Consider the following 21,502-nt stretch of genomic DNA (forward strand, 5'->3'; position numbering starts at 1 on the left):
CTACTGCCCTACTGCCCTACTGCCCTACTGCCCTACTGCCCTACTGCCCTACTGCCCTACTGCCTCGCATTTTAGGGGGTTACATCCGGCAAAACTCTTCCCTATAAGGCCCTCCTAGCCTGATACCAGAATCGCGAGCACAACCGGCCGGGTCCTCCCGTCCGGTTTTTCGTGCAAGCCGCCTGCCGAACGGACCCTCGATATGCCAAGACGCACCGACATCAAGTCGATCCTGATCATCGGGGCCGGCCCCATTGTCATCGGTCAGGCCTGCGAATTCGATTATTCCGGCACCCAGGCCTGCAAGGCGCTGAAGGAAGAGGGTTTTCGCGTCATCCTGGTCAATTCCAATCCGGCCACCATCATGACCGACCCGGAGCTGGCCGACGCCACCTATATCGAGCCGATCACGCCGGAAGTTGTGGCCAAGATCATCGCCAAGGAGCGGCCGGACGCGCTGCTGCCGACCATGGGCGGCCAGACCGCGCTCAACACCGCATTGTCGCTGCGCCGCATGGGTGTGCTCGAACGCTACAATGTCGAGATGATCGGCGCCGACGCCACGGCAATAGACAAGGCCGAGGACCGGGCGCTGTTTCGCGAGGCGATGAAGAAGATCGGCCTGGAAACGCCAAAATCGATGCTGGCCAACGCCACCGACGTCAAGAATGCCGACCGCAAGATGCATGAGGCCGAGCGCGCCGCGTTGAAGGCCGAGAAGCCCGAAAACCTCGACGCCGCGCTCGACGCGCTGGAAACGCGCTGGAACCTCGGCGAGGGCGACCGCAAGCAGCGTTACATCAGCCATGGCATGGCGATCGCCGCACAGGCGCTCGACCATGTCGGCCTGCCCGCCATCATCCGCCCGTCCTTCACCATGGGCGGCACCGGCGGCGGCATCGCCTACAACCGCGCCGAATTCTACGAGATCGTCCAGTCCGGCCTCGACGCCTCGCCGACCACCGAAGTGCTGATCGAGGAAAGCGTGCTCGGCTGGAAGGAGTACGAGATGGAGGTTGTCCGCGACAAGGCCGACAACTGCATCATCGTCTGCTCGATCGAGAACATCGACCCGATGGGCGTGCACACCGGAGACTCGATCACCGTCGCCCCTGCCCTGACCTTGACCGACAAAGAATACCAGATGATGCGCAACGCCTCGATCGCGGTGCTGCGCGAGATCGGCGTCGAAACCGGCGGCTCCAACGTTCAGTTCGCCGTCAACCCCGCCGACGGGCGCCTGGTGGTGATCGAGATGAACCCGCGCGTCTCCCGCTCGTCGGCTCTCGCCTCCAAGGCGACCGGTTTTCCTATCGCCAAGATCGCGGCAAAGCTCGCCGTCGGCTACACGTTGGACGAGTTGGAGAACGACATCACCGGCGGCGCGACGCCGGCCTCGTTCGAGCCGTCGATCGATTATGTCGTCACCAAAATCCCGCGCTTCGCCTTCGAGAAATTCCCTGGCGCCGAGCCGGTGCTGACCACGGCGATGAAGTCGGTCGGCGAGGTCATGGCTATCGGCCGCACTTTTCAGGAATCGCTGCAGAAGGCGCTGCGTGGGCTTGAAACTGGCCTCACCGGCCTCGACGAGATCGAGATCCCCGGCATCGCGCACGGCGCGGCCAGCCACGCCGACGACCGCAACGCCATTCGCGCTGCCCTCGGCACGCCGACGCCCGACCGGCTGCGCATGGTTGCGCAAGCGATCCGCATGGGCACCTCGCTGGAAGACGTGCACGCCATGTGCAAGATCGACCCGTGGTTCCTCGAACAGATCGCCGGCATCCTCAACATGGAAGACCGCATTCGCAAGCACGGCATCCCCGAAGACGCCGCCAATCTGCGCATGCTAAAGGCAATGGGTTTTTCCGATGCCCGCCTCGCGTCCCTGGTCAGGAAAGACGTCGAAGATATTCAAAGGACACGCGAAAAGCTCGACGTTCATCCGGTTTATAAGCGCATCGACACCTGTGCCGCCGAGTTCGCCTCGCCGACCGCCTACATGTACTCGACCTATGAGGTGCCCTTCGCCGGCGCGCTCGCCAACGAGGCGCAAGTCTCGTCGCGGAGAAAAGTCGTCATCCTCGGCGGCGGCCCGAACCGCATCGGCCAAGGCATCGAGTTCGACTATTGCTGCTGCCACGCCGCCTTTGCGCTGCGCGACGCCGGCTTCGAGGCGATCATGGTCAACTGCAACCCGGAGACCGTGTCGACCGACTACGACACCTCGGACCGCCTCTATTTCGAGCCGCTGACGCCGGAGGACGTTTTGGAGATCCTGCGCGCCGAACAGGCGTCGGGCGAACTGGTCGGCGTCATCGTCCAGTTCGGCGGCCAGACGCCGCTGAAGCTGGCGGATGCGCTGGAGAAGGTCGGCATCCCGATCCTCGGCACCTCGCCCGACATGATCGATCTCGCCGAAGACCGCGACCGCTTCCAGAAGTTGTTGCACAAGCTCGGCCTCAGCCAGCCGAAGAACGGCATCGCCTATTCGGTCGAGCAGGCCCGCCTCGTCGCCGGCGAGCTCGGCTTCCCGCTGGTGGTGCGCCCGTCCTATGTGCTCGGCGGCCGCGCCATGCAGATCATCCACGACGAGAGCATGCTGCAATCCTACCTGCTCGACACCGTGCCCGGCCTGGTGCCGGAGGACATCAAGCAGAAATACCCCAACGACAAGACAGGCCAGATCAACACGCTCTTGGGCAAGAACCCGCTGCTGTTCGACACCTACCTCTCGGGCGCCATCGAGGTAGATGTCGACTGCCTGTGCGACGGCAAGTCGACCTTCGTCTCCGGTATATTGGAACACATCGAGGAGGCCGGCATCCATTCGGGCGACAGTGCCTGCTCGCTGCCGGTGCACTCGCTGCCCTCGGAGCTCGTCGACGAGTTGGAGCGCCAGACGGCCGCACTTGCCCGCGCGCTTAATGTCGGCGGGCTGATGAACGTGCAGTACGCGATAAAGGACGGCACGGTCTATGTGCTGGAGGTCAATCCGCGCGCGTCGCGCACCGTGCCCTTCGTCGCCAAGACCATCGGCCGGCCCATTGCCAAGATCGCCGCCCGCATCATGGCCGGCGAGAGCCTGGAAGACGCCTTTGCCCATTACGGCGCCATGCCCGACCCGCGCAACCCCGGCCATATCGCGGTCAAGGAAGCGGTGTTCCCCTTCGCTCGCTTTCCCGGCGTCGACATCCTGCTCGGCCCGGAAATGCGCTCGACCGGCGAGGTCATGGGCCTCGACCGCGACTTCGCGCTGGCTTTCGCCAAGAGCCAGCTAGGGGCGGGTGTTGATCTCCCCCGCGCGGGCACGCTGTTCGTCTCGGTGCGCGACGAGGACAAGAAGGGCATCTTACCGGCGGTTAAGCGCCTTGCCGGCCAGGGCTTCAAGGTAATGGCCACCTCAGGCACCGCCCGCTTCCTCGCCGAGAACGGCGTCGCCGCTGAGAAAATAAACAAGGTGCTGGAAGGCCGCCCCCACATCGAGGACGCCATCCGCAACCGCCAGGTGCAGATCGTCTTCAACACCACGGACGGCCAGAAGGCTGTGTCGGACTCGAAATCGCTGCGCCGCGCCACGCTGATGCAGAAAGTGCCCTATTATACGACGCTCTCGGGGGCTGCGGCAGTCGCGGAGGCGATCGCGGCGCTGCGGGCGGGGAACCTGGAAGTGCGCCCGCTGCAGGAGTATTTTGCGTGAGCGATTAGCCAATCTCCCTCCTTGTGGGGGAGATGCCAAGTGCTGGCAAAGAGGGCAGGCCAGAGGGGGTGCGTCCCGCCAACGTCGCGATTCTAACTGCACCCGATCTCCGTCCAGGACTATCGCACCGAGCCGCGGCACCCGAGGATCATGCGAAATCCCTGATGAAGGGCACGCTGTGCCGTCGCTCGGCTCAGTTGAGAAACCCAATAAACCGTCCGGCGAACAGCACCGACGTCCACAGCACCAGCGACAGCACCGCCAGGATGGTGACGGTTCCGCCGGCCGGCTCGTCGCCGCCTTTTGCGTGGCGCATGAAGACGAGGAAGTTGGCGCCGGCGAGAAGGATGAGTGTCATCTTGGTGAGGAAAATCGGCATCGCCGCGTACTCGCTCGCCCTGACTGAAAAGAGCAGCGATCCCGTGACAAGCGCGCCGGCAAACGCGGCCAACGCGGTGCGACGCAGGAGCGCGATGAACGCCGCCTGCGGCAGCGAACGGAAGGCGCCCAAGATCCTGAGGTCCATCAGCCAGACGCTGGTCAGCAGCGCACCGATCGACATGATGTGCAGCGCATTGACCATGGGGTAGGCGACGAAGGAGGCCTTCAGTGCCCGCACCAAGGCGAGTTGCTCGATGCCGGCGAGGTACCAGTCCATTCAAGCCGGCGGGACGCGGTCGGGATAGACGTCATAAGCCTTGCCGTTGACGATGATGCGGGCTGCTTTCATCCACTTCTCGGTTTCGTCGCGCGAGCGGTGGCCGATCGCGGTCACCTCGTCGCCGACTTTGGCGACCTCCTCTGTGAAGCCGGCGGCGATCGTGCGGGACGGCGGCGCCAAATCCACCCGCCAGGCTTCTCCCTCGGCGTCGACATCCAGTGTGGCGTGCGGATTGCCGATATAGATGGCTGTGATCTTGCCCCGGAGCTCAAAAAACCCTTCCTGGGTCCACGACCAGCCGTGATGGGCATAGGCTGCGGTGGCGGCGGCAAGGATCACTGCCGCTGTCAGCGTGACGGTCCGAATCCCGTTGAAAGGTGACTGCATTGCTCGCCTCCTCGGCTCATCCCGCTAATCGAGAGTAGGTCACGGCGCGACAACGTCAAATCACATCGGTGCGAAGGCCTACCGTGACGGACGCCACGTGCCGTTCGTCCAAGCGCCGCCCAATCAATCACCGCAATGAACGGTCCGGTCTTGCTTATGACATCCATGCGCGCCATGTTCGGCCCCTACCCGCCGCTCTTCTTCTCCATTGAATGAAGGTCGGAGACTCAGATCTGAACGAGGCACATCATGAGCAGTATGAGAGACCGTCAGGAAGGCTTCGAAAAGAAGTTTGCGATGGACGAGGACACGAAGTTCAGGGTCATGGCGCGCCGTAACAAGCTGCTCGGCCTATGGGCCGCCGAGAAGCTCGGCAAAACCGGCGAGGACGCCGACGCCTATGCGAAAGAGGTGGTGCGCGCGGACTTCGAAGAGGCCGGGGACGACGACGTGTTGCGCAAGCTACGCGCCGATTTCGACGCGGCGGGCGTCGCCCAGTCGGATGTTCAGATTCGCGGCGTCATGAACGACCTGCTGGCGACGGCGGTCGAGCAGATCAAAAACACCTGATAGCAGTTCCAGCTTAAAGCGCGCCCCGACGCGCTTTAAGCTCTCTTTTATGCGTTTTCCCAAAACCGCTGCGCATCTCGGGTCAGGCCCGAGGGCATGCGTTTCGGCGACATGCATTAGCTGTGGGCGGCCACCAGATCCTTTAAGCGCTCTTCGTGCATCCGTAGCGTCGGTAGCATCTTCTTGGCGAATTCCTTCAGCGCCGGATCTTCGCCCGACTGCGCATAGGTTGAAAACAGCGCCAGCGCCTGCTTGTGCGCCTCGGTCTGCAGGAGGATGTATTTCGCCTGGAATTCATCGCCATCGAGGTTCTTGAGCTGGTCCAGCATCGCTTGATCCTTTGGCAACAGGGCGGGGCCGCTCGCTGTCACCGAGGCCGTGGTCTGGCTCTGTTCGAGAGCTGCCTTGAAATCCTCGCCAGCCTTGGTGTGATCCCTAACCATCAGCGAGGCGAAATCCTTCACATCGGCGGCGACATTCTTTTGTTCGGCCAGCTTGCTGCTTTCAATCTCGAACCGGTTGGCGCTGGGGACGGTTCTGGAGAAGGTCTCGGTGTCGATCCTGGTTTCATCGACAACAGGTATATCGGCCGGCGCGGTGGACTGGGCGAAGGCCGCCGGCGCGCCGGCAAGCAAGGCGACCATGGCGAGCGTGAGATGCGTTTTCACAGGAAATCTCCAAGTGTGTGTGTCCTCGGAGACTCCAACGCGACACAAGCGGCGAAGTTGCGCGACGGAGATAAGGTCAGTGGCAGCACGCGCCGTCATACTGCAACTGCTCGTCCCAGTCCGGCCGGCCCTCCGGTGTGAAATCCATCAGGTTCCACAACGGCTCGCAAGTCCCGATGGCGCGCGGATCCTGACCGGGTTCGGACGGCGCGAAGCCAAGCTCCGAACTCCAGAAATGCCGGATGCCATCGGCGTCGCGATGGAATACCGACAGCATCGGCAACTGCGCGCCGTCGTCGGCCTCGGCGTGGTAGTCGCGCTTGAAGCTGTTGCCGGCCGATGAGAGCAGCCGCATGTTCGTCCAGCCGCGATCGCGGCCAAGCGTGATCAGGTTTTCAAGCGCGGTCTTGCCCACAACGGCGAAATTGAACCCGGCGGCCTCGAGATGGCCGATGGCGCCGTCGAACTGGTCGAGCAGCGCCGTGCAGGAGGGGCATGGCTGGTCCGGACGCGGGAGCTTGGCCGTGCCGCCGCTTGTTGCCACGTCGCGCGTCTCCTGCGGGTGGCGCGGAAACATCATCGAGTAGACGATCAGCGTGTCCTTGCCGGGCGAAAACAGCTCCGACAGTTTTATGCGGGCCGGCTTGCCGTCGGCGCCTAGCCCGTCGAACACATAATCCTGTGGCACCAGCCCACCCGGCGGCAGTGCCCGGCGGGCGACGGCCACATCCTCCATGGCGCGGCGCAGCTCGATCTCCTTCTGCAAGAGGATTTCGCGGGCGGCGCGGTATTCCTGGGTTTCGTTGGGAAAGGTGATCATCGTCATCTCCATCTGCCGTGCTTTTGGCGGCGCGCGCCCTAAGCGGCAGCGCACCTTACCTCTCAAGGACGCATCGCGAAGCAGAGTTCCGACATTTTGCACGCCTGGCCCGGCGATGAGGCCTTAACGGCTCCGCCTTGGCCAGGGACAGAGGCTACTGCGGCGGCACTGGGCAGCTTGCATCGCCCTCCTGGCAGTTGAGATAGTCTTGAAAATCCTTCAGCCTGATGTCGGTGAGGCTCTCCTTGCAGCTGGCGATGACCATCGGATACACGCTGCCTGCCATATCGGGCGGGCCGCCCTGGAAAGCGCATTCGGCATCGCGAAAGGCGACCCAGGCGCGCTGCGCGCCGACCAGCAGCTTCTTCGTCGCAGCGTCGTCCTTCAGCCGGCCCTCGATCTGCCTGTAAGCGTGGTTGAGCTTCTTGTCGGCTTCGGTGAACGACTTACCGGCGCATTCGTTCATGGCCGCCTGGTCCTGTGCGTCTGCGCAATCGTCGGCACGCGCAACGCCCGCAAGAAGCGGAAGGGCGAGGATCACCAGACCGGTTTTGGCCAGACCGGTTTTGAAATGTAAAAGCCGCATCGTGTTTCTCCGGTTTCGGTCGAGACCCCGCCCGCGGCACGAAAGCCGCAGGATCGCAGCTTAACGCCCGAACGGTTGCCGGCAAGATGCAGCCTGCCGCCTTGGTGGACACTTCGTTTCCGCACAATGCTCGCTGATCGGCTTCGCCAACCGCTCCTCACCCCGCCCAGTCGACTTCGAACATCCCCAGCCGTTCATAAAGCCTGACCGCGGCAGCATTCTCAACCGTGTTGGTTTTGAGATCGACATGCGCAGCGCCCCGTGCGTGAAAGGCGGTGAAGACGTGCCACATCAGCGCTTCGGCGATGCCTCGGCCGCGCGCCTCGGGGTGGACGGCAAGGTCTTTCACGAACGCTCTCGTCCAGCACAGTGCCGCCCCCGCCAGCCGACCCTTGCCGTCGATAACCAGGAAACACAAGGCAGGGTCGAACTCTGCGTCGCTTGAAATGCGCGGCCACCATTCGTCGAACGGCCCGTCGGCGCCGTCGTCGAAGACGGTGGTCAGCAGCGTATGCAAAGCGAGCGCGTCGGCGGCCTCAAAGCCGCGCATGACAAAACCTTCCGGCCAGCGCGGCGGGACGAGCGTGTCGTCGAGGATCTTGCGCAGCCTGATGTCGTTCGGCGCCGGCGGGCGCGGCTCAGGCATGGTGTTCAATGCCTGTCGCGCAAAAGTGCGCAGCGGTTTTGCGATAACGACATGCATAAAAACAAGAACAAAAAGCGTGTCGCATGTATCCGTTCACACGCGACGCGCTTTTAGGCGTCGGGCTGCAGGCGACGCCGAACCCGGTCGCGGCCAAGGCCGGTTTGTTCCAGCATGCCCTTGCGCTTGGCGTCGTAATAATAGCCGCTCTGGTAGAGCCGGTCGGCGCGCTTGGCGTTGCCGCCGGCCACCAGCCAGGCGCCGCGCAGATATTTCACCGCATATTTCAGATTGGTCTCGGCGTCGAACAACCCGCTCGCCGGCCCATCATAGCCCATGCCGCGCGCCGTCGCATGCTTGATCTGCATCAGCCCCCAATGGCCGCGATTGTAGGCCTTGGGATTGAAGGTGCTCTCGCGCTTGACGACGCGGCGCACCAAATCGACCGGAACCTGATAGAGGACGGCATATTTCTCGATCAGCCGCTCGATCTCGCCGCGCGGGCCCGCCGAATACTCCTTGGCAGGGCTGGTCGAAAGCAGGGCGGACGGATTCTCAGGCACGACATAGGCGGCCTGCTGAACGCCTGGCATCGTTTTGCCTGTCTCGCCGGTGACCGGCATCGCAACGGCGGCGGTCGCATAGACAGGTGCTGCGCTGGCTGGCGCGGCATCGGCCGTCATGGCTGCAGGTGCAGTTGCGGCCAACGGAGTCGGGCCGGCAAAGGCGGCTGGCTGGGCAGGCATCGCGGTGGGATCGACCGTCAGCGCCGCCGTCTGGACGGGCGCCATGCCGGACGATTCCGGCAGCACCGAAACCGTGTCGGGCAGCGCCAGCGCATAGCCGGCATCGCTACCAGCTGCGGCGGTTTCAGTCAGCGAAGGCACGGCCTTGGTCTGCGAGGTCGAAGTGCAGCCGCTGAGACCGGCCGCAGCGAGCATCACGCCGATCGCGGGAAAGATGATTTTTGCTGGCAAGCCGCGCTCGGGTCCGATTCGTCTGTTAAGAAGTCCTTACACCAGCGGCTTTCCCCCGGCAATCCGCAGCCAGTTGGGATTTCGAATGGTTTTCGGGTGGCAACAGACCCCTGAAAATGCGATATCCGTTCTCGATATGTACTGATCGTCACCCGTTTCTTCGGAAAGGAGCGCATCATGGAAAGCACTTCTCAAGCCATCGTCGGCCACGCCGTCTTCGAAACCGTGATCGGCTTCATGGGCATCGCCTGGAGCGAGGGTGGCCTGACCCGGCTCTGCTTGCCCCAGCGCAGCCGCGACGCCGTGGAACGGCGGCTACTGCGCCATGCCGGCAACGCCGCTTCGAGCGCCCGACCGCAATGGGTTACCGAGCTGATCGCGTCGATAAAGGCCTATGCCGCCGGCGAGGACGTGGATTTCTCCGGTGTGCCGGTCGATCTCACCGGCGTCGACGATTTCCGCCTCGCAATCTACGACGCGGCGCGCAAGCTCGCCTTCGGCGAGACCACCACCTATGGCGAACTGGCCAAGCGCGCCGGCCATGCCGGGCTGGCGCGAGAGACGGGCGCCGCGCTCGGCGCCAACCCGGTGCCGCTGGTCATCCCTTGCCACCGCATTGTTGCCGCCGGCGGCAAGATCGGCGGTTTTTCAGCGCCAGGCGGCTCGACCACCAAGGAGAAGATGCTGGCGATGGAAGGCGTGCGCGTCGGTCCGCCGCCCCCAGCGCAGGTCTCTTTTGGATTTTGAGGCCCGTCACAGCTAGTCAGGAAAGATGCGCCGGCGGAAATGCCGGTCTGTTTCCACGCGCTTGCACTTGTAGACGATGCAGGAGTTGGTATCGGCGCTCGGCACCGAAGCGCGTGCCCTGACCTCGCCCATGTCGCAGAAACTCTGGCTCCGCACATAACGGTCGTAGAGCGGCAGCCCCGGCGTGCGCGTCGACTGATAACGCAAGATGACGGCGCCTTCCCGTGCGATCGTCGCGCGCACCGTGCCGCAGCTCATGCGGCTCGGGTCATAGCGCGAGATCGCCTGCGCCTCGGCGGCGACCAGCGTCAGGCAGGCGGCAAACAGGACAGTTTTCATGGTCCTCTCCCCAAAACAGGACCGGACGCTCGGAGGCGGCACGATCCTTCCCCGCAGCGTGCGCATAGGCGATGCGACCCGCCGCAACGCGCGACGTTGCAACGCTTTCACGCGATTGGGGCGGCCGTTGGGCAGCGCCGCATCAGCGCCTTTTTTCGTGCAGTCTTGTTTTTTGCGGAGAAGCGGACTATATGAGGTCCATTGATATTTCGGCCGATCGATCCGGGCCTCGCGATATTCGCGTTTGCTGACGTCTATCTCCAAAATCTCGATACAAACCGGCTGGACTTCGGTTCAGTCAAGCTAAAGCAAACGTATAAGGACTATCGAAATGGCAACAGGTACGGTCAAGTGGTTTAATTCCACCAAGGGTTTCGGCTTCATCCAGCCTGACAGCGGCGGCGCGGACGTTTTCGTCCACATCTCCGCAGTCGAGCGCGCTGGGCTGTCGACCCTGGTCGAAGGCCAGAAGATCAACTTCGAGATCGAGCAGGACCGCCGCACTGGCAAGTCGTCCGCTGGATCTCTGAGCAAGGCAGCCTGATTTTGCGAATGGCGCGCGCCGGGCGATAGCTCGGGGCGCGCGGCAAGTCACGGATGTACTGACGGTCGCGTGAGAAGCGCGCCGGAGCGAAAAACCCCGACAAGCCGAAGCAGCAGATTGCTGCCGGCCCGGCCAAAGCGCTCCCGATCAGGCTACCAAGCATGGGAAGGCGGGATTTTGTCCCGCCTTTTTGCTGTCCGGATTCCGGATGAAACAGCTATCTTGGCCCTATTGTGCCAATCATGGTATTTTTTCGCCCATGAGCAAGCTTGAACAGATCGAAAAATCCGTTGCCGAACTGAGTCCTGAGGGACTGAAGGCATTTGCCGCCTGGTTCGAGGCACTGAAAGCGGACAAGTGGGATCGGCAGATCGAAGCCGACGCCAAGGCTGGCAGGCTGGATAAACTTGCCGAGCAGGCCTTGGCTGACCATCGCGCCGGCCGGACCCGCCCCTGTGAATCACACGGCTAGGCCTCATCACCCAATTCGAATTCGCGCCACGGCCGAAGGCCGCAAGCCCGACCGGGCGTCGCCCTTTGGCGCGCCCTGTCCGGAGCGAGCCGCGAAGCGGCGACGAGCGTGAGGACAGAACTAAGGCAGCCACTCCATCGGCACATGCCCAGGATCGGCCTCGACCCGTTTCAGCCAGGCCGCCACCGCCGGGTAGGCGTCGAGCTGAAAACCGCCTATCTCGGCCGTATGCGTATAGGCGTAGAGCGCGATGTCGGCGACGCTCAAGGCCTCACCGGCAAAGAACCCACTGCCCGCCAGATGCTTGTTCATCACGCTGAGCGCCTTGTTGCCGCGCTCGAGCGTAACCGCGAGCCGTTCCGGCGTCGCGTCCCTGGCCCGTTCGGGAAAGGTCAGCAGCGCCTTGCGCACCGCAATATAGGGTTCGTGGCTGTACTGCTCGAAGAACAGCCATTGATAGGCCAGGGCACGCTCGTATTTGTCGGCCGGCAGCAACCGCGTGCCTTCGGCGAGATAGAGCAGAATGGCGTTGGATTCGGCAAGCCTCCGGCCGTCGTCGAGCTCGAGCAGCGGCACCATGGCGTTCGGGTTCTTGGCGACATAGTCTGGCTTGCGGGTGTCGCCGGTGTGCGAGCTGACTTCGACATTGGTGAACGGGATGCCGAGCTTGGCCATCAACAGGCGCGGCTTGTAGCAATTGCCGCTGTCGATCATTCCATAGAGTATGGTCATTGGTGCTCCCATCGCCGCTCCCCTCGGAGGAGGCGCCTTTACCGGCAATTATCCCGGCAGCGACGGCTTCATCCAGTGATTTGTTTTGGCGCAACCATCAGCGCCGCTGATAGATCACCCAAACAACGGCACGACGTTGTTGGCCATGCCAAGCAGCCTGTCGATGGGCAGCGGCTCCTCGTCGAAGACCGTGCCGGCCAGCGCAGGCCGGGCAAGGTAAAAACCCTGCATCAGGTCGACGCCGCCGTCCAGCGCGACGCGCAGATGCGTGGATTGCTCGATGCCTTCGACCAGCACCTTGGCGCCGCGGTCATGCAGCGCCGAGACCAGCGGCCGGAAAAACCGTTCGGCGGCGGCATGGCGGCAGAATTCCGCGAACCAGGTGCCGTCGATCTTGACGATGTCGGGCTGGACAAGCGCGACCCGCTCTTCCGTCGAATGCCCGGTGCCGAAATCGTCGATGGCGATGCGGATGCCGTCACGCCGCATCTCGCGCCCGAGGTTAACGAGCACCTTGTCGTCGGCCGCCTGCTCGGTGATCTCGCAGACCAGCATGCCGGGGTGCAGGTCGAATTCGGCGAGACGCCTGGTCATCAGCCTGATTTCAGCCAGCGCCCGCCGGGGGTCATCATTGATCAGCGGATTGTAGTTGAAAAACAGGTCGAGCCCATCGACGCCGATGTTGCGGAAATTCCGCAGATGCAGCACCCGGCACATGGTCTCGACGAATAGGCGATCCGGCACGGGGATGCCCTCGAAGAATACGCGCGGCGCGACCGGCCTGCCGGCGCGGTGCGGCTCGATCAGGCCTTCGACGGCGACGGCCTTCAAAAACCTGCCGCGCGGCGCAAAAATCGGCTGGTAGGCGCTCCTCAGCCGGAACGCGCCATAGACGCCATATTCGATCCCGACTTCGTCGGCAAAGATTGCCTCGCCGACATTGCGCCGCCTTTCGGGTCGCCCGGTCACGGCACCACCTTGCGCCCGAAAGCCCGTTTCGGCCGTAGCGAAGGCGAGACGGTCGCAGGCGCCTCGCCGGCATCGGGCACCGTCACCAGCGTCTGCCTTTCCTTGCCGAAGACGTGAAAGCTGGTCGGTGCAAGCTCCGGGCGCGCCAGCGCGAATCCCTGCACCATCGACGCTCCCGATTTCTCGGCCAGTTCAAGCTGCCAGCCCTCCTCGATGCCCTCGAACACGGTGCGGATGCCTTGCTGTTCGAAGCTTGCCACCATGGCGGTCAGCAGCGCGAAGCCGGCGCCGGACTCCATCAGTTGCATGATCCAGTGGGCATCGAATTTGACGATGTCAGGCCTGAGCTCCTTGATCCGGTTGATATCGGACTCTTCGGCGCCGTAGTCGTCGACGGCGATGCGAAACCCGTTGGCCCTGAGCGCCTCGACGAAATTGTAGAGCGTTTCCTGCGACGCCGATTTTTGCTCGGTCACCTCGCAGACGACGCGGTTCGCATCGATCCCAGCCTCATGCAGCACCAGCCGCATGTCGCGCAGCGCCTTGTCGGCGATGCTGCGATCGGTGAACACCGACGGATCGAAGTTGATGAAAATGAATGCCTCCTGCGGCAGGCAGGCGCCGGCGTTCAAAAGGTGCAGCGTCCTTGTCAGCGCCTCGATATGCAGGCGGTCGACCGTCGGACAGGAGTTGAAAAAACTCACCGGCGACTGCGGCTCGGCGTCGCGGAACGGCCGGATCAGGCCCTCGAATCCGGTGATGGACAATTTGCCGTTGCTGAAGGCAAAAATCGGCTGGAAGGCGCTTTGCAGCGTATAGTTGCCCCAGACACCGCTGGCGGTGCCGTCGTCGTGACGGACGATATGGGCAAGCCCGATGCTGCGCGACACGGTTCCTCCCGTTGCGAGACTGGTGGAATGGGTCGTGATCCAGCCACCCCGGGTTTTACCGCGTGTAAGTGAATTTATTGTTGCCGGATTTGCCGGGATGCGAGGTCTGGCTCATCCGACAATGCTTGCGCTTGGCGGGATGATGCGACATGAGAGACGCCGCGGTCGGACGCACCGCCTGGCCCTACAAGGAGACAACGCCGTCATGGCCTTTCTTGCCGACGCCCTTTCCCGCGTAAAGCCTTCCGCGACCATCGCAGTGACGCAGAAAGCGCGCGAGCTGAAAAACGCCGGCCGTGACGTGATCGGGCTAGGTGCCGGCGAACCGGACTTCGACACGCCGGACAACATCAAGAACGCTGCGATCGAGGCCATCCGCCGCGGCGAGACGAAATATCCTCCGGTTTCCGGCATCGTGCCGCTGCGCGAGGCAATCGCCAAAAAATTCAAGCGAGAGAACAATCTCGATTACCGGCCGGAGCAGACCATCGTCGGCACCGGCGGCAAGCAGATCCTGTTCAATGCCTTCATGGCGACGCTGAACCCCGGCGACGAGGTCATCATTCCGAGGCCGTACTGGGTCAGCTATCCCGAGATGGTAGCGATCTGCGGCGGCACCCCGGCATTTGCCGACACCTCCATCGACAACGGCTTCAAGCTGACGGCGGCGGCGTTGCAAAAGGCGATCACGCCGCGCACCAAATGGCTGTTGATGAACTCACCGTCGAACCCGTCGGGCGCCGCCTACAGCGAGGCTGAATTGCGCGCTCTGGCCGACGTGCTGCTCGAACACCCCAATGTCTGGGTGCTGACCGATGACATGTACGAGCACCTCATCTATGGCGATTTCGTCTTCACGACCATCGCCGGGGTCGAGCCGAAGCTTTATGAGCGCACGCTGACCATGAACGGCGTGTCGAAGGCCTATGCGATGACTGGCTGGCGCATCGGCTATGCGGCCGGGCCGGTGGCGCTGATCAAGGCGATGGATATGATCCAGGGCCAGCAGACCTCCGGCGCCTGCACCATTGCCCAGTGGGCATCGGTGGAGGCGCTGAACGGTCCGCAGGATTTCATTGCGAAAAACAAGGCGATTTTCCAGGCGCGGCGCGATCTCGTCGTGTCGATGCTCAATCAGGCGCGCGGCATCACATGTCCGTCCCCCGAAGGTGCTTTCTACGTCTATCCGTCCTGTTCCCAGTTGATCGGCAAGAAGACCAAAGCCGGCAAGCTGATCGACACCGACGAAGCCTTCTGCTCGGAACTGCTCGAGGCCGAGGGCGTGGCGGTCGTGTTCGGTTCGGCATTCGGCCTCGGCCCGAACTTCCGCGTCTCCTATGCCACGTCGGAGGCGCTGCTCGAAGAGGCCTGCGCGCGCATCCAGCGCTTCACTGCCTCGCTGACCTGATCAGGCGCATCTCGAACTCCAAACCCGTCTCGCAATCGGGTTTAGTGGGCTCAAAAGCCTCAGCCGCCATACTGCTCGTCTGTCACCTTCTCCAGCCAGTCGGCATGGACGCCGTCGAGCGCCTCCTGCATGGCGATATGGGCCATCGCCGATTTCGGACCGGCGCCGTGCCAGTGCTTTTCGTCAGGCGCAAACGAAATGACGTCACCGGCCCTGATTGCCTGTATCGGCTCGCCCCAGCTTTGCGCAAGGCCGGCGCCTGACACGACATAGAGCGTCTGGCCCAGCGGATGCGTATGCCAGTGGGTACGCGCGCCGGGCTCGAAACCAACCATGATGGCGCGTAGTCGGGCCGGCGCTTCCTTCTCGATGATCGGCGTCTGCCACACGCGGCCGGTGAAGTACTTTTCCGGCGCAATGACGGTCGGCACGCTGCCGCAAGCAATTATCTTCATCGTCGCGAGTCCTCAAGCTGATGGCGGATCGGTCGGCGACGACCGCTCCTTTTGGTCGCAGGAAGGGGCACTTTCATCCGATAACCATCATGGCGCAACCGCTTTTGCGGCCGTTCGGCGACGGTCCCTGTCGCGAGATTGACGGGAAGGCCAGGCCCGCATCCGACGGCTTCGCCGGCTCACATCCGCGACATCAGGCGATCCTCAAATCACTTGCCCTCCAGGCGAACCCGTGGGACGATGCTTTTGGGTAGGTGGCAAACTGAAAAAGCCCCGCCCGCGACGGTCGACAGGCCGGCCGCCGCTCCCAGGGAAACGCCTGAGTGGAGGTCAGTCATGGGAACTCGCGCCGGAGGACGACGCACGGGACCGAAATGCATTGCCATAGTCGGTCCCTTTGCAAGCGGTAAGACGACACTTCTCGAAGCCATATTGGCCCGCACGGGCGCCATCCCCCGCCAGAATCCGGTCTCCTCGGGAAACACAGTTTCCGATCATTCGCCCGAGGCACGCGCCCACGCCATGAGCGTTGAGGCGACGTTTGCCACCACCGACTTCATGGGCGAGCAACTCACCTTCGTCGATTGCCCTGGTTCCATAGAATTCTCCTTCGAGGCAGAGCCGGTTCTGGCCGCCTGCGACATCGCCGTGGTCGTCGCCGAAGCCGACGAGAAGAAGATCCCTGCCCTGCAGCTGATCATGCGCAAGCTCGACGATCTCGGCGTGCCGCGCATCATGTTCCTCAACAAGGTCGACAAGGCGACATCAGGCGTGCGCGAGACGCTGAAGATGCTGCAGCCGGCTAGCTCGGTGCCTTTGCTGCTGCGCCAGATCCCGCTGCGCAAGGACGGCGTGGTGATCGGCTCGATCGATCTGGCGCTGGAGCGCGCCTACATCTATCGCGAATATGCCGAAAGCGAAGTCGCCCAGATTCCCAGCGACGACAAGGCGCGCGAGCTCGAAGCGCGCTTTTCCATGCTGGAGACGCTCGCCGACCATGATGATCAACTGATGGAGCAGCTGCTCGACGAAATCGAGCCGCCCAAGGACGCCATCTTCGACGACCTCGCCGCCGACTTGCGCGATGGTGCCGTGACGCCGGTGCTGATCGGCACCGCAGAGAAGGGCAATGGTGTGCTGCGGCTGCTAAAAACGATCCGCCACGACGCGCCCGATGTCGAAGCAACACGCAAGCGCCTCGGCGCACCTGACGGCAATGCGACCGTTGTCCAGGTGATGAAGACCATCCACACCGCGCATGGCGGCAAGCTGTCGATCTCGCGCATCTTGTCCGGCCAGCTTGCCGACGCCTCCGAGCTCTCCCTTTCGAATGGCGCAACGGCAAAGGTCTCCGGCATCTACAGAATGCTCGGCAAGGACCAGACCAAGGTCACCTCGGCCCCCGCCGGCGACACGGTCGCGCTCGGCAAGATGGACGAGGTCACGACCGGTCAGACCTTGAGCTCGGTCAAGGGCGGCATCAAGCCGTTGGTAACGCTGACGCCGCCGCAACCGGTCTTTGCCTTTGCGTTGCGACCGAAGGAACGCAAGGACGAGGTCAAGATGTCGGCGGCCATCCAGCGCCTTGCCGAAGAAGATCCCTCGCTCAGCGTGCGCCACAATCAGGATTCGGCTGAAACCGTGCTGTCGGGCCATGGCGAAATGCATCTGCGTGTCGTGCGCGAGCGGCTGGAGGGCAAGAACCAGATTCCGGTCGAAGGCCATCCGCCGGCCGTGCCTTACCGCGAGACGATCCGCAAAGCGGCGCAGCAGCGTGGCCGGCACAAGAAGCAGTCGGGCGGCCATGGCCAGTTCGGCGACGTGGTGATCGAGATCAAGCCGCTGCCGCGCGGCTCCGGCTTCCAGTTCACCGACACCATCACCGGCGGCGCCGTGCCGAAAACCTATATCCAGTCGGTCGAGACCGGCGCGCGCGATTATCTGAAATCGGGCCCGCTCGGCTTTCCAGTGGTCGACGTCGCCGTCAACCTGTCCGACGGCTCCTATCATTCCGTCGATTCGTCGGACATGGCCTTCCAGATGGCGGCAAAGCTGGCGATGAAGGAAGGCATGGCCGCCTGCTCGCCGGTGCTGCTTGAACCGATCATGAAGGTGGAAATCGTCACGCCGTCCGACGCGACATCGAAAATCATCGCCCTGATCCCGCAGCGGCGCGGCCAAATCCTCGGCTACGATGCGCGGCCCGGCTGGCCAGGATGGGATGTCGTCGAGGCGACCATGCCGCAGGCCGAGATCGGCGATCTGATCATCGAGCTGCGTTCGGCCACCGCGGGCGTGGCCAGCTATCGTGCCAGCTTCGACCATATGGCCGAACTCACCGGCCGCCTGGCCGACGAGGCGTTGAACGCCAATGGCAAGGCCGCCTGACACTGGAACTTGGCGACAGTCAGGCTGCAGAACACAAGGAAACGGCGTCCGGAAATGATCCGGACGCCGTTCTCTTGCGGACCGTCTTCGTGGGAGGCGAGACGGCAGGTCCGCCGCATATGCCGCCAACGCTTGACAGCCTCGGCGGAAGAATGGTTCGGACGCGGTAGCCGCCTGAGCCCGGATCGTCCGAGTGATGCCCCCATCTCCCGCACGAACCACACCGCGTCCTATGATCTGCTTAGTCGATGCTGCGCGCCTGCGACATGTTACCTGAGGTTACATGTCACTGTTACATGACAAATTCGGTCGGCTTTGCGTCAGCTCCGGCAGGTTCGGGATACAAAAAAGCCGGATCAACGAAGATCCGGCTGAGTTTGATTGGAAGTGCCTGTTAAGGCTAACCTCCAGAGGGGAACACTCGAGGGCGCTAATGGGAGGAGAACGCGCCCAGGAGATAATCCATATATGTGCTCATCATGCCCAAGAAACAAGCATCTATTTTGCAACACTCGCATGCAAAATGACACAGGCTGTGGTCTAACCCGTTGCTTGGCCTCGTAGGACCAGAAGAATCGCGAAATGCGGTGCGCAGCCAGTCAAGAATCATTGCGAAATAGCGAATCAGCGCCGATTTTCGGTCCAGAACCCAGAAAACAACGAATGACGGCGAATCAGGCAGCGCGCGTTTATTTTTGCGGCAGCGATTATTTTTGCGGCAGACATGCATGGGCCCGAAAATCGCGACCAAGGAAGCCCCGATGAGGACCCGTCAGGCGATCGCCGGCAGCGCGCTGTTCTTCATCGCAGCGCCCGGTGTGGTCGCGGGATTGCTGCCTTGGCTGTTGACCGATCGCTATCGTCTGCCATGGTCGACCCTGCCCGGCCTGGTCCCGGTCGGCTGGGTCCTGATTGTCGTCGCAACGGCCCTGCTGCTTCATGCCTTCGCCCGTTTTGCCCTCGAAGGCCGAGGCACGCCCGCTCCGGTCGCGCCAACCGATCGACTGGTGGTCGGCGGCATCTACCGCCATGTCCGCAACCCGATGTATGTGGCTGTGCTGACGATCATCCTTGGCCAGGCGCTGCTGTTTTCGAGCGCGGCTCTCGTCGCCTATGCCGCTATCGCCGCCGTCGCCATGGTCTCGTTCGTGAAGTTCCATGAGGAACCGACGCTTGCCCGCCGCTATGGCGCCGAGTACGAGGCCTACCGCCATGCCGTTCCAGGCTGGCTCCCCCGCCTGACGCCATGGCGCGGGTGAGTCGGGAAAACGGAGCTGCGCCGTTTCGGGTGTGTTGAGATTTAGGTCAGGCCGAGTCGAGAATGGTGGGTTCCGAGAACAGGAACGGAGCGGACATCGGGTCCGCGAGTACCGGAAGCGCTGGTATCAGCCGTTCGCCGGCATCACCTGAATATCGACATACCTAATGCGTGTCGCCCAAAAGCATGCCCTCGGGCCTGACCCGAGGGTGCGCAGCGGTTTTTGGGACACCGACATGCAAAAAAACAAGAAACTTAAGCGCGTCGCATGTATCCGTTCAAACGCGACGCGCTTTAGAACGACCAGCTTCGGGCCTTGGCGATGATGAAATCGCGGAAGACATGCAGTTTCGCCTGGTTCTTCATCGCATCGGGATAGGCGAAATAGGTGTCGAAAGACGGCACTTCGGTCTCCGGCAGCAATTGCACCAGCCCTGAGTCCTTGCTGACCACATAGTCGGGCAGCATGGCGATGCCGGCGCCACCCTGTACAGCGCGCTTTATCGACAATATGTCGTTGATCTGCAGCGTCGGCACCCTTTGCCCGCCTTCGAAATCGCCGACCGTTTCCAGCCAGTTCAATTCCGACAGATGCGCCGGCACCGGCACGCCGAAGGTGACGATGCGATGGCTCTTCAGCTCGGCGACCGACGCCGGCTTGCCATATTTGTTGACGTAAGAAGGGGCGGCGTAGAGATGGAAATGCACGGTGAACAGCCGGCGCTGGATGAGATCAGGCTGCTGCGGCTGGCGCAGCCGGATCGCGCAGTCAGCTCGGCGCATGGTGAGGTCGAGTTCCTCGTTCGCCAGGATCAGCTGCAGGCTGATCTCGGGATAGAGCTCGATGAATTCCTGCACGCGCTCGGTCAGCCAGCCGGCACCGAGCCCCACCGTGGTCGTCACCCTGAGCACGCCGGAGGGCCGGTCCTTGGCCTCGGTCAGCCGCGACTTGATCGTCTCCAGCTTCATCAGCACGTCATGCGCCGTGCGGAACAGCATCTCACCCTGCTCGGTCAGCACCAGGCCACGGGCATGGCGATTGAACAGAGGCACGCCGACATCATGTTCGAGCGCGCTGACCTGCCGCGAGATTGCCGATTGTGACAGATGCAGTGTCTCGGCGGCATGGGTGAACGACCCAGCTTCCGCCGCAGCGTGAAACACGCGTAGCTTGTCCCAGTCTAACGCCATAATACCCCTCGCTCTGTTTTCTGGCGTCTGAATGAAAAATCAGGCTTTTGCGCGGCTTTTCTCGGCCGCTTCCTTACTCCGCCGCTTCGCGGTGAACTTCGATCCCGGCGAGGTACTTTTCCGCCTCGAGCGCAGCCATGCAGCCGAGCCCCGCCGCCGTCACCGCCTGGCGGTAGATGTCGTCGGTCACGTCGCCGGCGGCGAACACGCCCGGCACGTCGGTGCAGGTCGAATCCGGCGCCGTCCACAGATAGCCGTTCGGCTTCTGCTTCAGCTTGCCGGCGAACAGCTCGACCGCCGGCGCATGGCCGATCGCCACGAACACGCCGTCGACCGTCAGATGCATCTCCTGGCCGGTTACAACATTGCGCAGCTTCAGCCCTTCCACCGACGGCGGCAGCGGCATCTTGCCGGACTGACCGGTGATCTCGTCGACGACGGTGTCCCAGATGACGCGGACATTGTCTTTCTTGAACAGCCGCTCGCTCAGGATGCGCTCGGCGCGGAAGTCGCTGCGCCGGTGGATGACCGTCACGCTCTTGGCCAGGTTGGAAAGGTAGAGCGCCTCCTCCACCGCCGAATTGCCGCCGCCGATCACTGCGACATCCTTGCCGCGATAGAAGAAGCCGTCGCAGGTGGCGCAGGCCGATACGCCGAAGCCCATGAAGCTCTGTTCGCTCGGGATGCCCAGCCACTTCGCCTGCGCACCGGTGGCGATGATCAGCGCATCGGCGGTATAGATGGTGCCGGAATCGCCCTTGGCGCGGAACGGCCGCACATTGAGATCGACCTCGGTGATGATGTCGTTGATGACTTCGGTGCCGACATGCTCGGCCTGTTTCAGCATTTGCTCCATCAGCCACGGACCCTGGATCGGATCGGCGAAGCCGGGATAGTTTTCGACATCGGTGGTGATCATTAACTGGCCGCCCTGCTGCAGGCCGGCGACCAGCATCGGCTTCAGCATGGCGCGGGCGGCGTAGATTGCTGCCGTATAGCCGGCGGGACCGGAGCCGATGATGAGAACGGGTGCGTGCTTGGACGTCATATCAGGGCTTTCACAACAACCGGACGCGAATGAAGCGTCCGGCACAGGG

Annotated in this window: 22 protein-coding genes; 8 read left to right on the forward strand and 14 right to left on the reverse strand. The window is 62.9% G+C overall.

All coding sequences use genetic code 11. The annotated features are described in order from the left end of the window. Window positions 1-202: 202 nt before the first annotated feature. Window positions 203-3,700: a carbamoyl-phosphate synthase large subunit gene (carB, locus tag NMG80_RS28560; RefSeq protein WP_254021199.1), complete on the forward strand. Its 3,498-nt coding sequence runs from the start codon at window positions 203-205 to the stop codon at window positions 3,698-3,700. A gap of 193 nt (window positions 3,701-3,893) precedes the next feature. On the opposite strand, the gene NMG80_RS28565 is transcribed toward carB, so the two are convergent. Together NMG80_RS28565 and NMG80_RS28570 are read right to left on the reverse strand one after the other, a co-directional pair. After that, the gene (locus NMG80_RS28565; protein WP_254021200.1) at window positions 3,894-4,358 is read right to left on the reverse strand and encodes a DUF6644 family protein; all 465 of its coding nucleotides are present in this window, start codon (window positions 4,356-4,358) and stop codon (window positions 3,894-3,896) included. After that, window positions 4,359-4,748, reverse strand: a complete 390-nt coding sequence (locus NMG80_RS28570) for a DUF6152 family protein (RefSeq protein WP_254021201.1) — start codon at window positions 4,746-4,748, stop codon at window positions 4,359-4,361. Between the two features lie 249 nt (window positions 4,749-4,997). Between NMG80_RS28570 and NMG80_RS28575 the strand changes: the two genes are divergently transcribed. Further along, window positions 4,998-5,318: a DUF1476 domain-containing protein gene (locus NMG80_RS28575; protein WP_254021202.1), complete on the forward strand. Its 321-nt coding sequence runs from the start codon at window positions 4,998-5,000 to the stop codon at window positions 5,316-5,318. Window positions 5,319-5,434: 116 nt separating this feature from the next. On the opposite strand, the gene NMG80_RS28580 is transcribed toward NMG80_RS28575, so the two are convergent. The 5 genes from NMG80_RS28580 to NMG80_RS28600 form a co-directional block, all read right to left on the reverse strand. Further along, window positions 5,435-5,986 carry a DUF4142 domain-containing protein gene (locus tag NMG80_RS28580; RefSeq protein ID WP_254021203.1) on the reverse strand — a complete coding sequence of 184 codons (552 nt, stop codon included), beginning with the start codon at window positions 5,984-5,986 and terminating at the stop codon, window positions 5,435-5,437. Window positions 5,987-6,062: 76 nt separating this feature from the next. Continuing rightward, window positions 6,063-6,806, reverse strand: coding sequence for a DUF899 family protein (locus tag NMG80_RS28585; protein ID WP_254021204.1), 744 nt, complete (start codon window positions 6,804-6,806; stop codon window positions 6,063-6,065). Between the two features lie 154 nt (window positions 6,807-6,960). Then, window positions 6,961-7,392 (reverse strand): lysozyme inhibitor LprI family protein, encoded by a 432-nt coding sequence (locus NMG80_RS28590; RefSeq protein ID WP_254021205.1) that lies wholly within the window; start codon window positions 7,390-7,392, stop codon window positions 6,961-6,963. Between the two features lie 157 nt (window positions 7,393-7,549). Next, entirely contained in the window at window positions 7,550-8,038 is a 489-nt protein-coding gene (locus tag NMG80_RS28595; protein WP_254021206.1) for a GNAT family N-acetyltransferase, read from the reverse strand. A gap of 110 nt (window positions 8,039-8,148) precedes the next feature. Beyond that, the gene (locus NMG80_RS28600) at window positions 8,149-9,012 is read right to left on the reverse strand and encodes a lytic transglycosylase domain-containing protein (protein ID WP_254021207.1); all 864 of its coding nucleotides are present in this window, start codon (window positions 9,010-9,012) and stop codon (window positions 8,149-8,151) included. 177 nt (window positions 9,013-9,189) lie between these two features. On the opposite strand from NMG80_RS28600, the gene NMG80_RS28605 reads away from it, so the two are divergent. Further along, the gene (locus tag NMG80_RS28605) at window positions 9,190-9,759 is read left to right on the forward strand and encodes a methylated-DNA--[protein]-cysteine S-methyltransferase (RefSeq protein ID WP_254021208.1); all 570 of its coding nucleotides are present in this window, start codon (window positions 9,190-9,192) and stop codon (window positions 9,757-9,759) included. 12 nt (window positions 9,760-9,771) lie between these two features. Here NMG80_RS28605 and NMG80_RS28610 read toward each other — a convergent pair whose 3' ends face one another. Further along, window positions 9,772-10,098, reverse strand: coding sequence for a hypothetical protein (locus tag NMG80_RS28610; protein WP_254021209.1), 327 nt, complete (start codon window positions 10,096-10,098; stop codon window positions 9,772-9,774). 331 nt (window positions 10,099-10,429) lie between these two features. Between NMG80_RS28610 and NMG80_RS28615 the strand changes: the two genes are divergently transcribed. Both NMG80_RS28615 and NMG80_RS28620 read left to right on the forward strand, forming a co-directional pair. Beyond that, window positions 10,430-10,642: a cold-shock protein gene (locus tag NMG80_RS28615; protein ID WP_023678332.1), complete on the forward strand. Its 213-nt coding sequence runs from the start codon at window positions 10,430-10,432 to the stop codon at window positions 10,640-10,642. A 208-nt stretch (window positions 10,643-10,850) separates the two neighbouring features. Then, window positions 10,851-11,114, forward strand: a complete 264-nt coding sequence (locus NMG80_RS28620; protein WP_436798707.1) for a hypothetical protein — start codon at window positions 10,851-10,853, stop codon at window positions 11,112-11,114. Window positions 11,115-11,234: 120 nt separating this feature from the next. Here NMG80_RS28620 and NMG80_RS28625 read toward each other — a convergent pair whose 3' ends face one another. The 3 genes from NMG80_RS28625 to NMG80_RS28635 form a co-directional block, all read right to left on the reverse strand. Further along, a complete protein-coding gene (locus tag NMG80_RS28625) occupies window positions 11,235-11,846 on the reverse strand; it encodes a glutathione S-transferase family protein (protein WP_254021210.1) in 612 nt (203 codons plus the stop codon). A gap of 114 nt (window positions 11,847-11,960) precedes the next feature. After that, window positions 11,961-12,815 carry an EAL domain-containing protein gene (locus NMG80_RS28630; protein WP_254021211.1) on the reverse strand — a complete coding sequence of 285 codons (855 nt, stop codon included), beginning with the start codon at window positions 12,813-12,815 and terminating at the stop codon, window positions 11,961-11,963. Further along, complete coding sequence (locus NMG80_RS28635; protein ID WP_254021212.1) at window positions 12,812-13,705, reverse strand: EAL domain-containing protein; 894 nt, start codon at window positions 13,703-13,705, stop codon at window positions 12,812-12,814. The genes NMG80_RS28630 and NMG80_RS28635 overlap by 4 nt, the downstream gene beginning before the upstream one ends. A gap of 205 nt (window positions 13,706-13,910) precedes the next feature. Here NMG80_RS28635 and NMG80_RS28640 point away from each other — a divergent pair, with 205 nt between their 5' ends. Continuing rightward, window positions 13,911-15,113, forward strand: coding sequence for a pyridoxal phosphate-dependent aminotransferase (locus tag NMG80_RS28640; protein ID WP_254021213.1), 1,203 nt, complete (start codon window positions 13,911-13,913; stop codon window positions 15,111-15,113). A gap of 59 nt (window positions 15,114-15,172) precedes the next feature. Here NMG80_RS28640 and NMG80_RS28645 read toward each other — a convergent pair whose 3' ends face one another. Then, window positions 15,173-15,568, reverse strand: coding sequence for a (R)-mandelonitrile lyase (locus NMG80_RS28645; RefSeq protein WP_077379863.1), 396 nt, complete (start codon window positions 15,566-15,568; stop codon window positions 15,173-15,175). Window positions 15,569-15,904: 336 nt separating this feature from the next. On the opposite strand from NMG80_RS28645, the gene NMG80_RS28650 reads away from it, so the two are divergent. Together NMG80_RS28650 and NMG80_RS28655 are read left to right on the forward strand one after the other, a co-directional pair. Further along, a complete protein-coding gene (locus NMG80_RS28650; RefSeq protein WP_254021214.1) occupies window positions 15,905-17,956 on the forward strand; it encodes an elongation factor G in 2,052 nt (683 codons plus the stop codon). Window positions 17,957-18,717: 761 nt separating this feature from the next. Next, complete coding sequence (locus tag NMG80_RS28655; RefSeq protein ID WP_254021301.1) at window positions 18,718-19,215, forward strand: methyltransferase family protein; 498 nt, start codon at window positions 18,718-18,720, stop codon at window positions 19,213-19,215. A 293-nt stretch (window positions 19,216-19,508) separates the two neighbouring features. Here NMG80_RS28655 and NMG80_RS28660 read toward each other — a convergent pair whose 3' ends face one another. After that, window positions 19,509-20,405: a LysR family transcriptional regulator gene (locus NMG80_RS28660; protein ID WP_254021215.1), complete on the reverse strand. Its 897-nt coding sequence runs from the start codon at window positions 20,403-20,405 to the stop codon at window positions 19,509-19,511. 73 nt (window positions 20,406-20,478) lie between these two features. After that, window positions 20,479-21,453 carry a thioredoxin-disulfide reductase gene (gene trxB / locus NMG80_RS28665; RefSeq protein ID WP_254021216.1) on the reverse strand — a complete coding sequence of 325 codons (975 nt, stop codon included), beginning with the start codon at window positions 21,451-21,453 and terminating at the stop codon, window positions 20,479-20,481. Between the last annotated feature and the right edge of the window lie 49 nt (window positions 21,454-21,502).

It is taken from the genome of Mesorhizobium escarrei, assembly GCF_935825525.1.
Classification (GTDB): domain Bacteria; phylum Pseudomonadota; class Alphaproteobacteria; order Rhizobiales; family Rhizobiaceae; genus Mesorhizobium; species Mesorhizobium escarrei.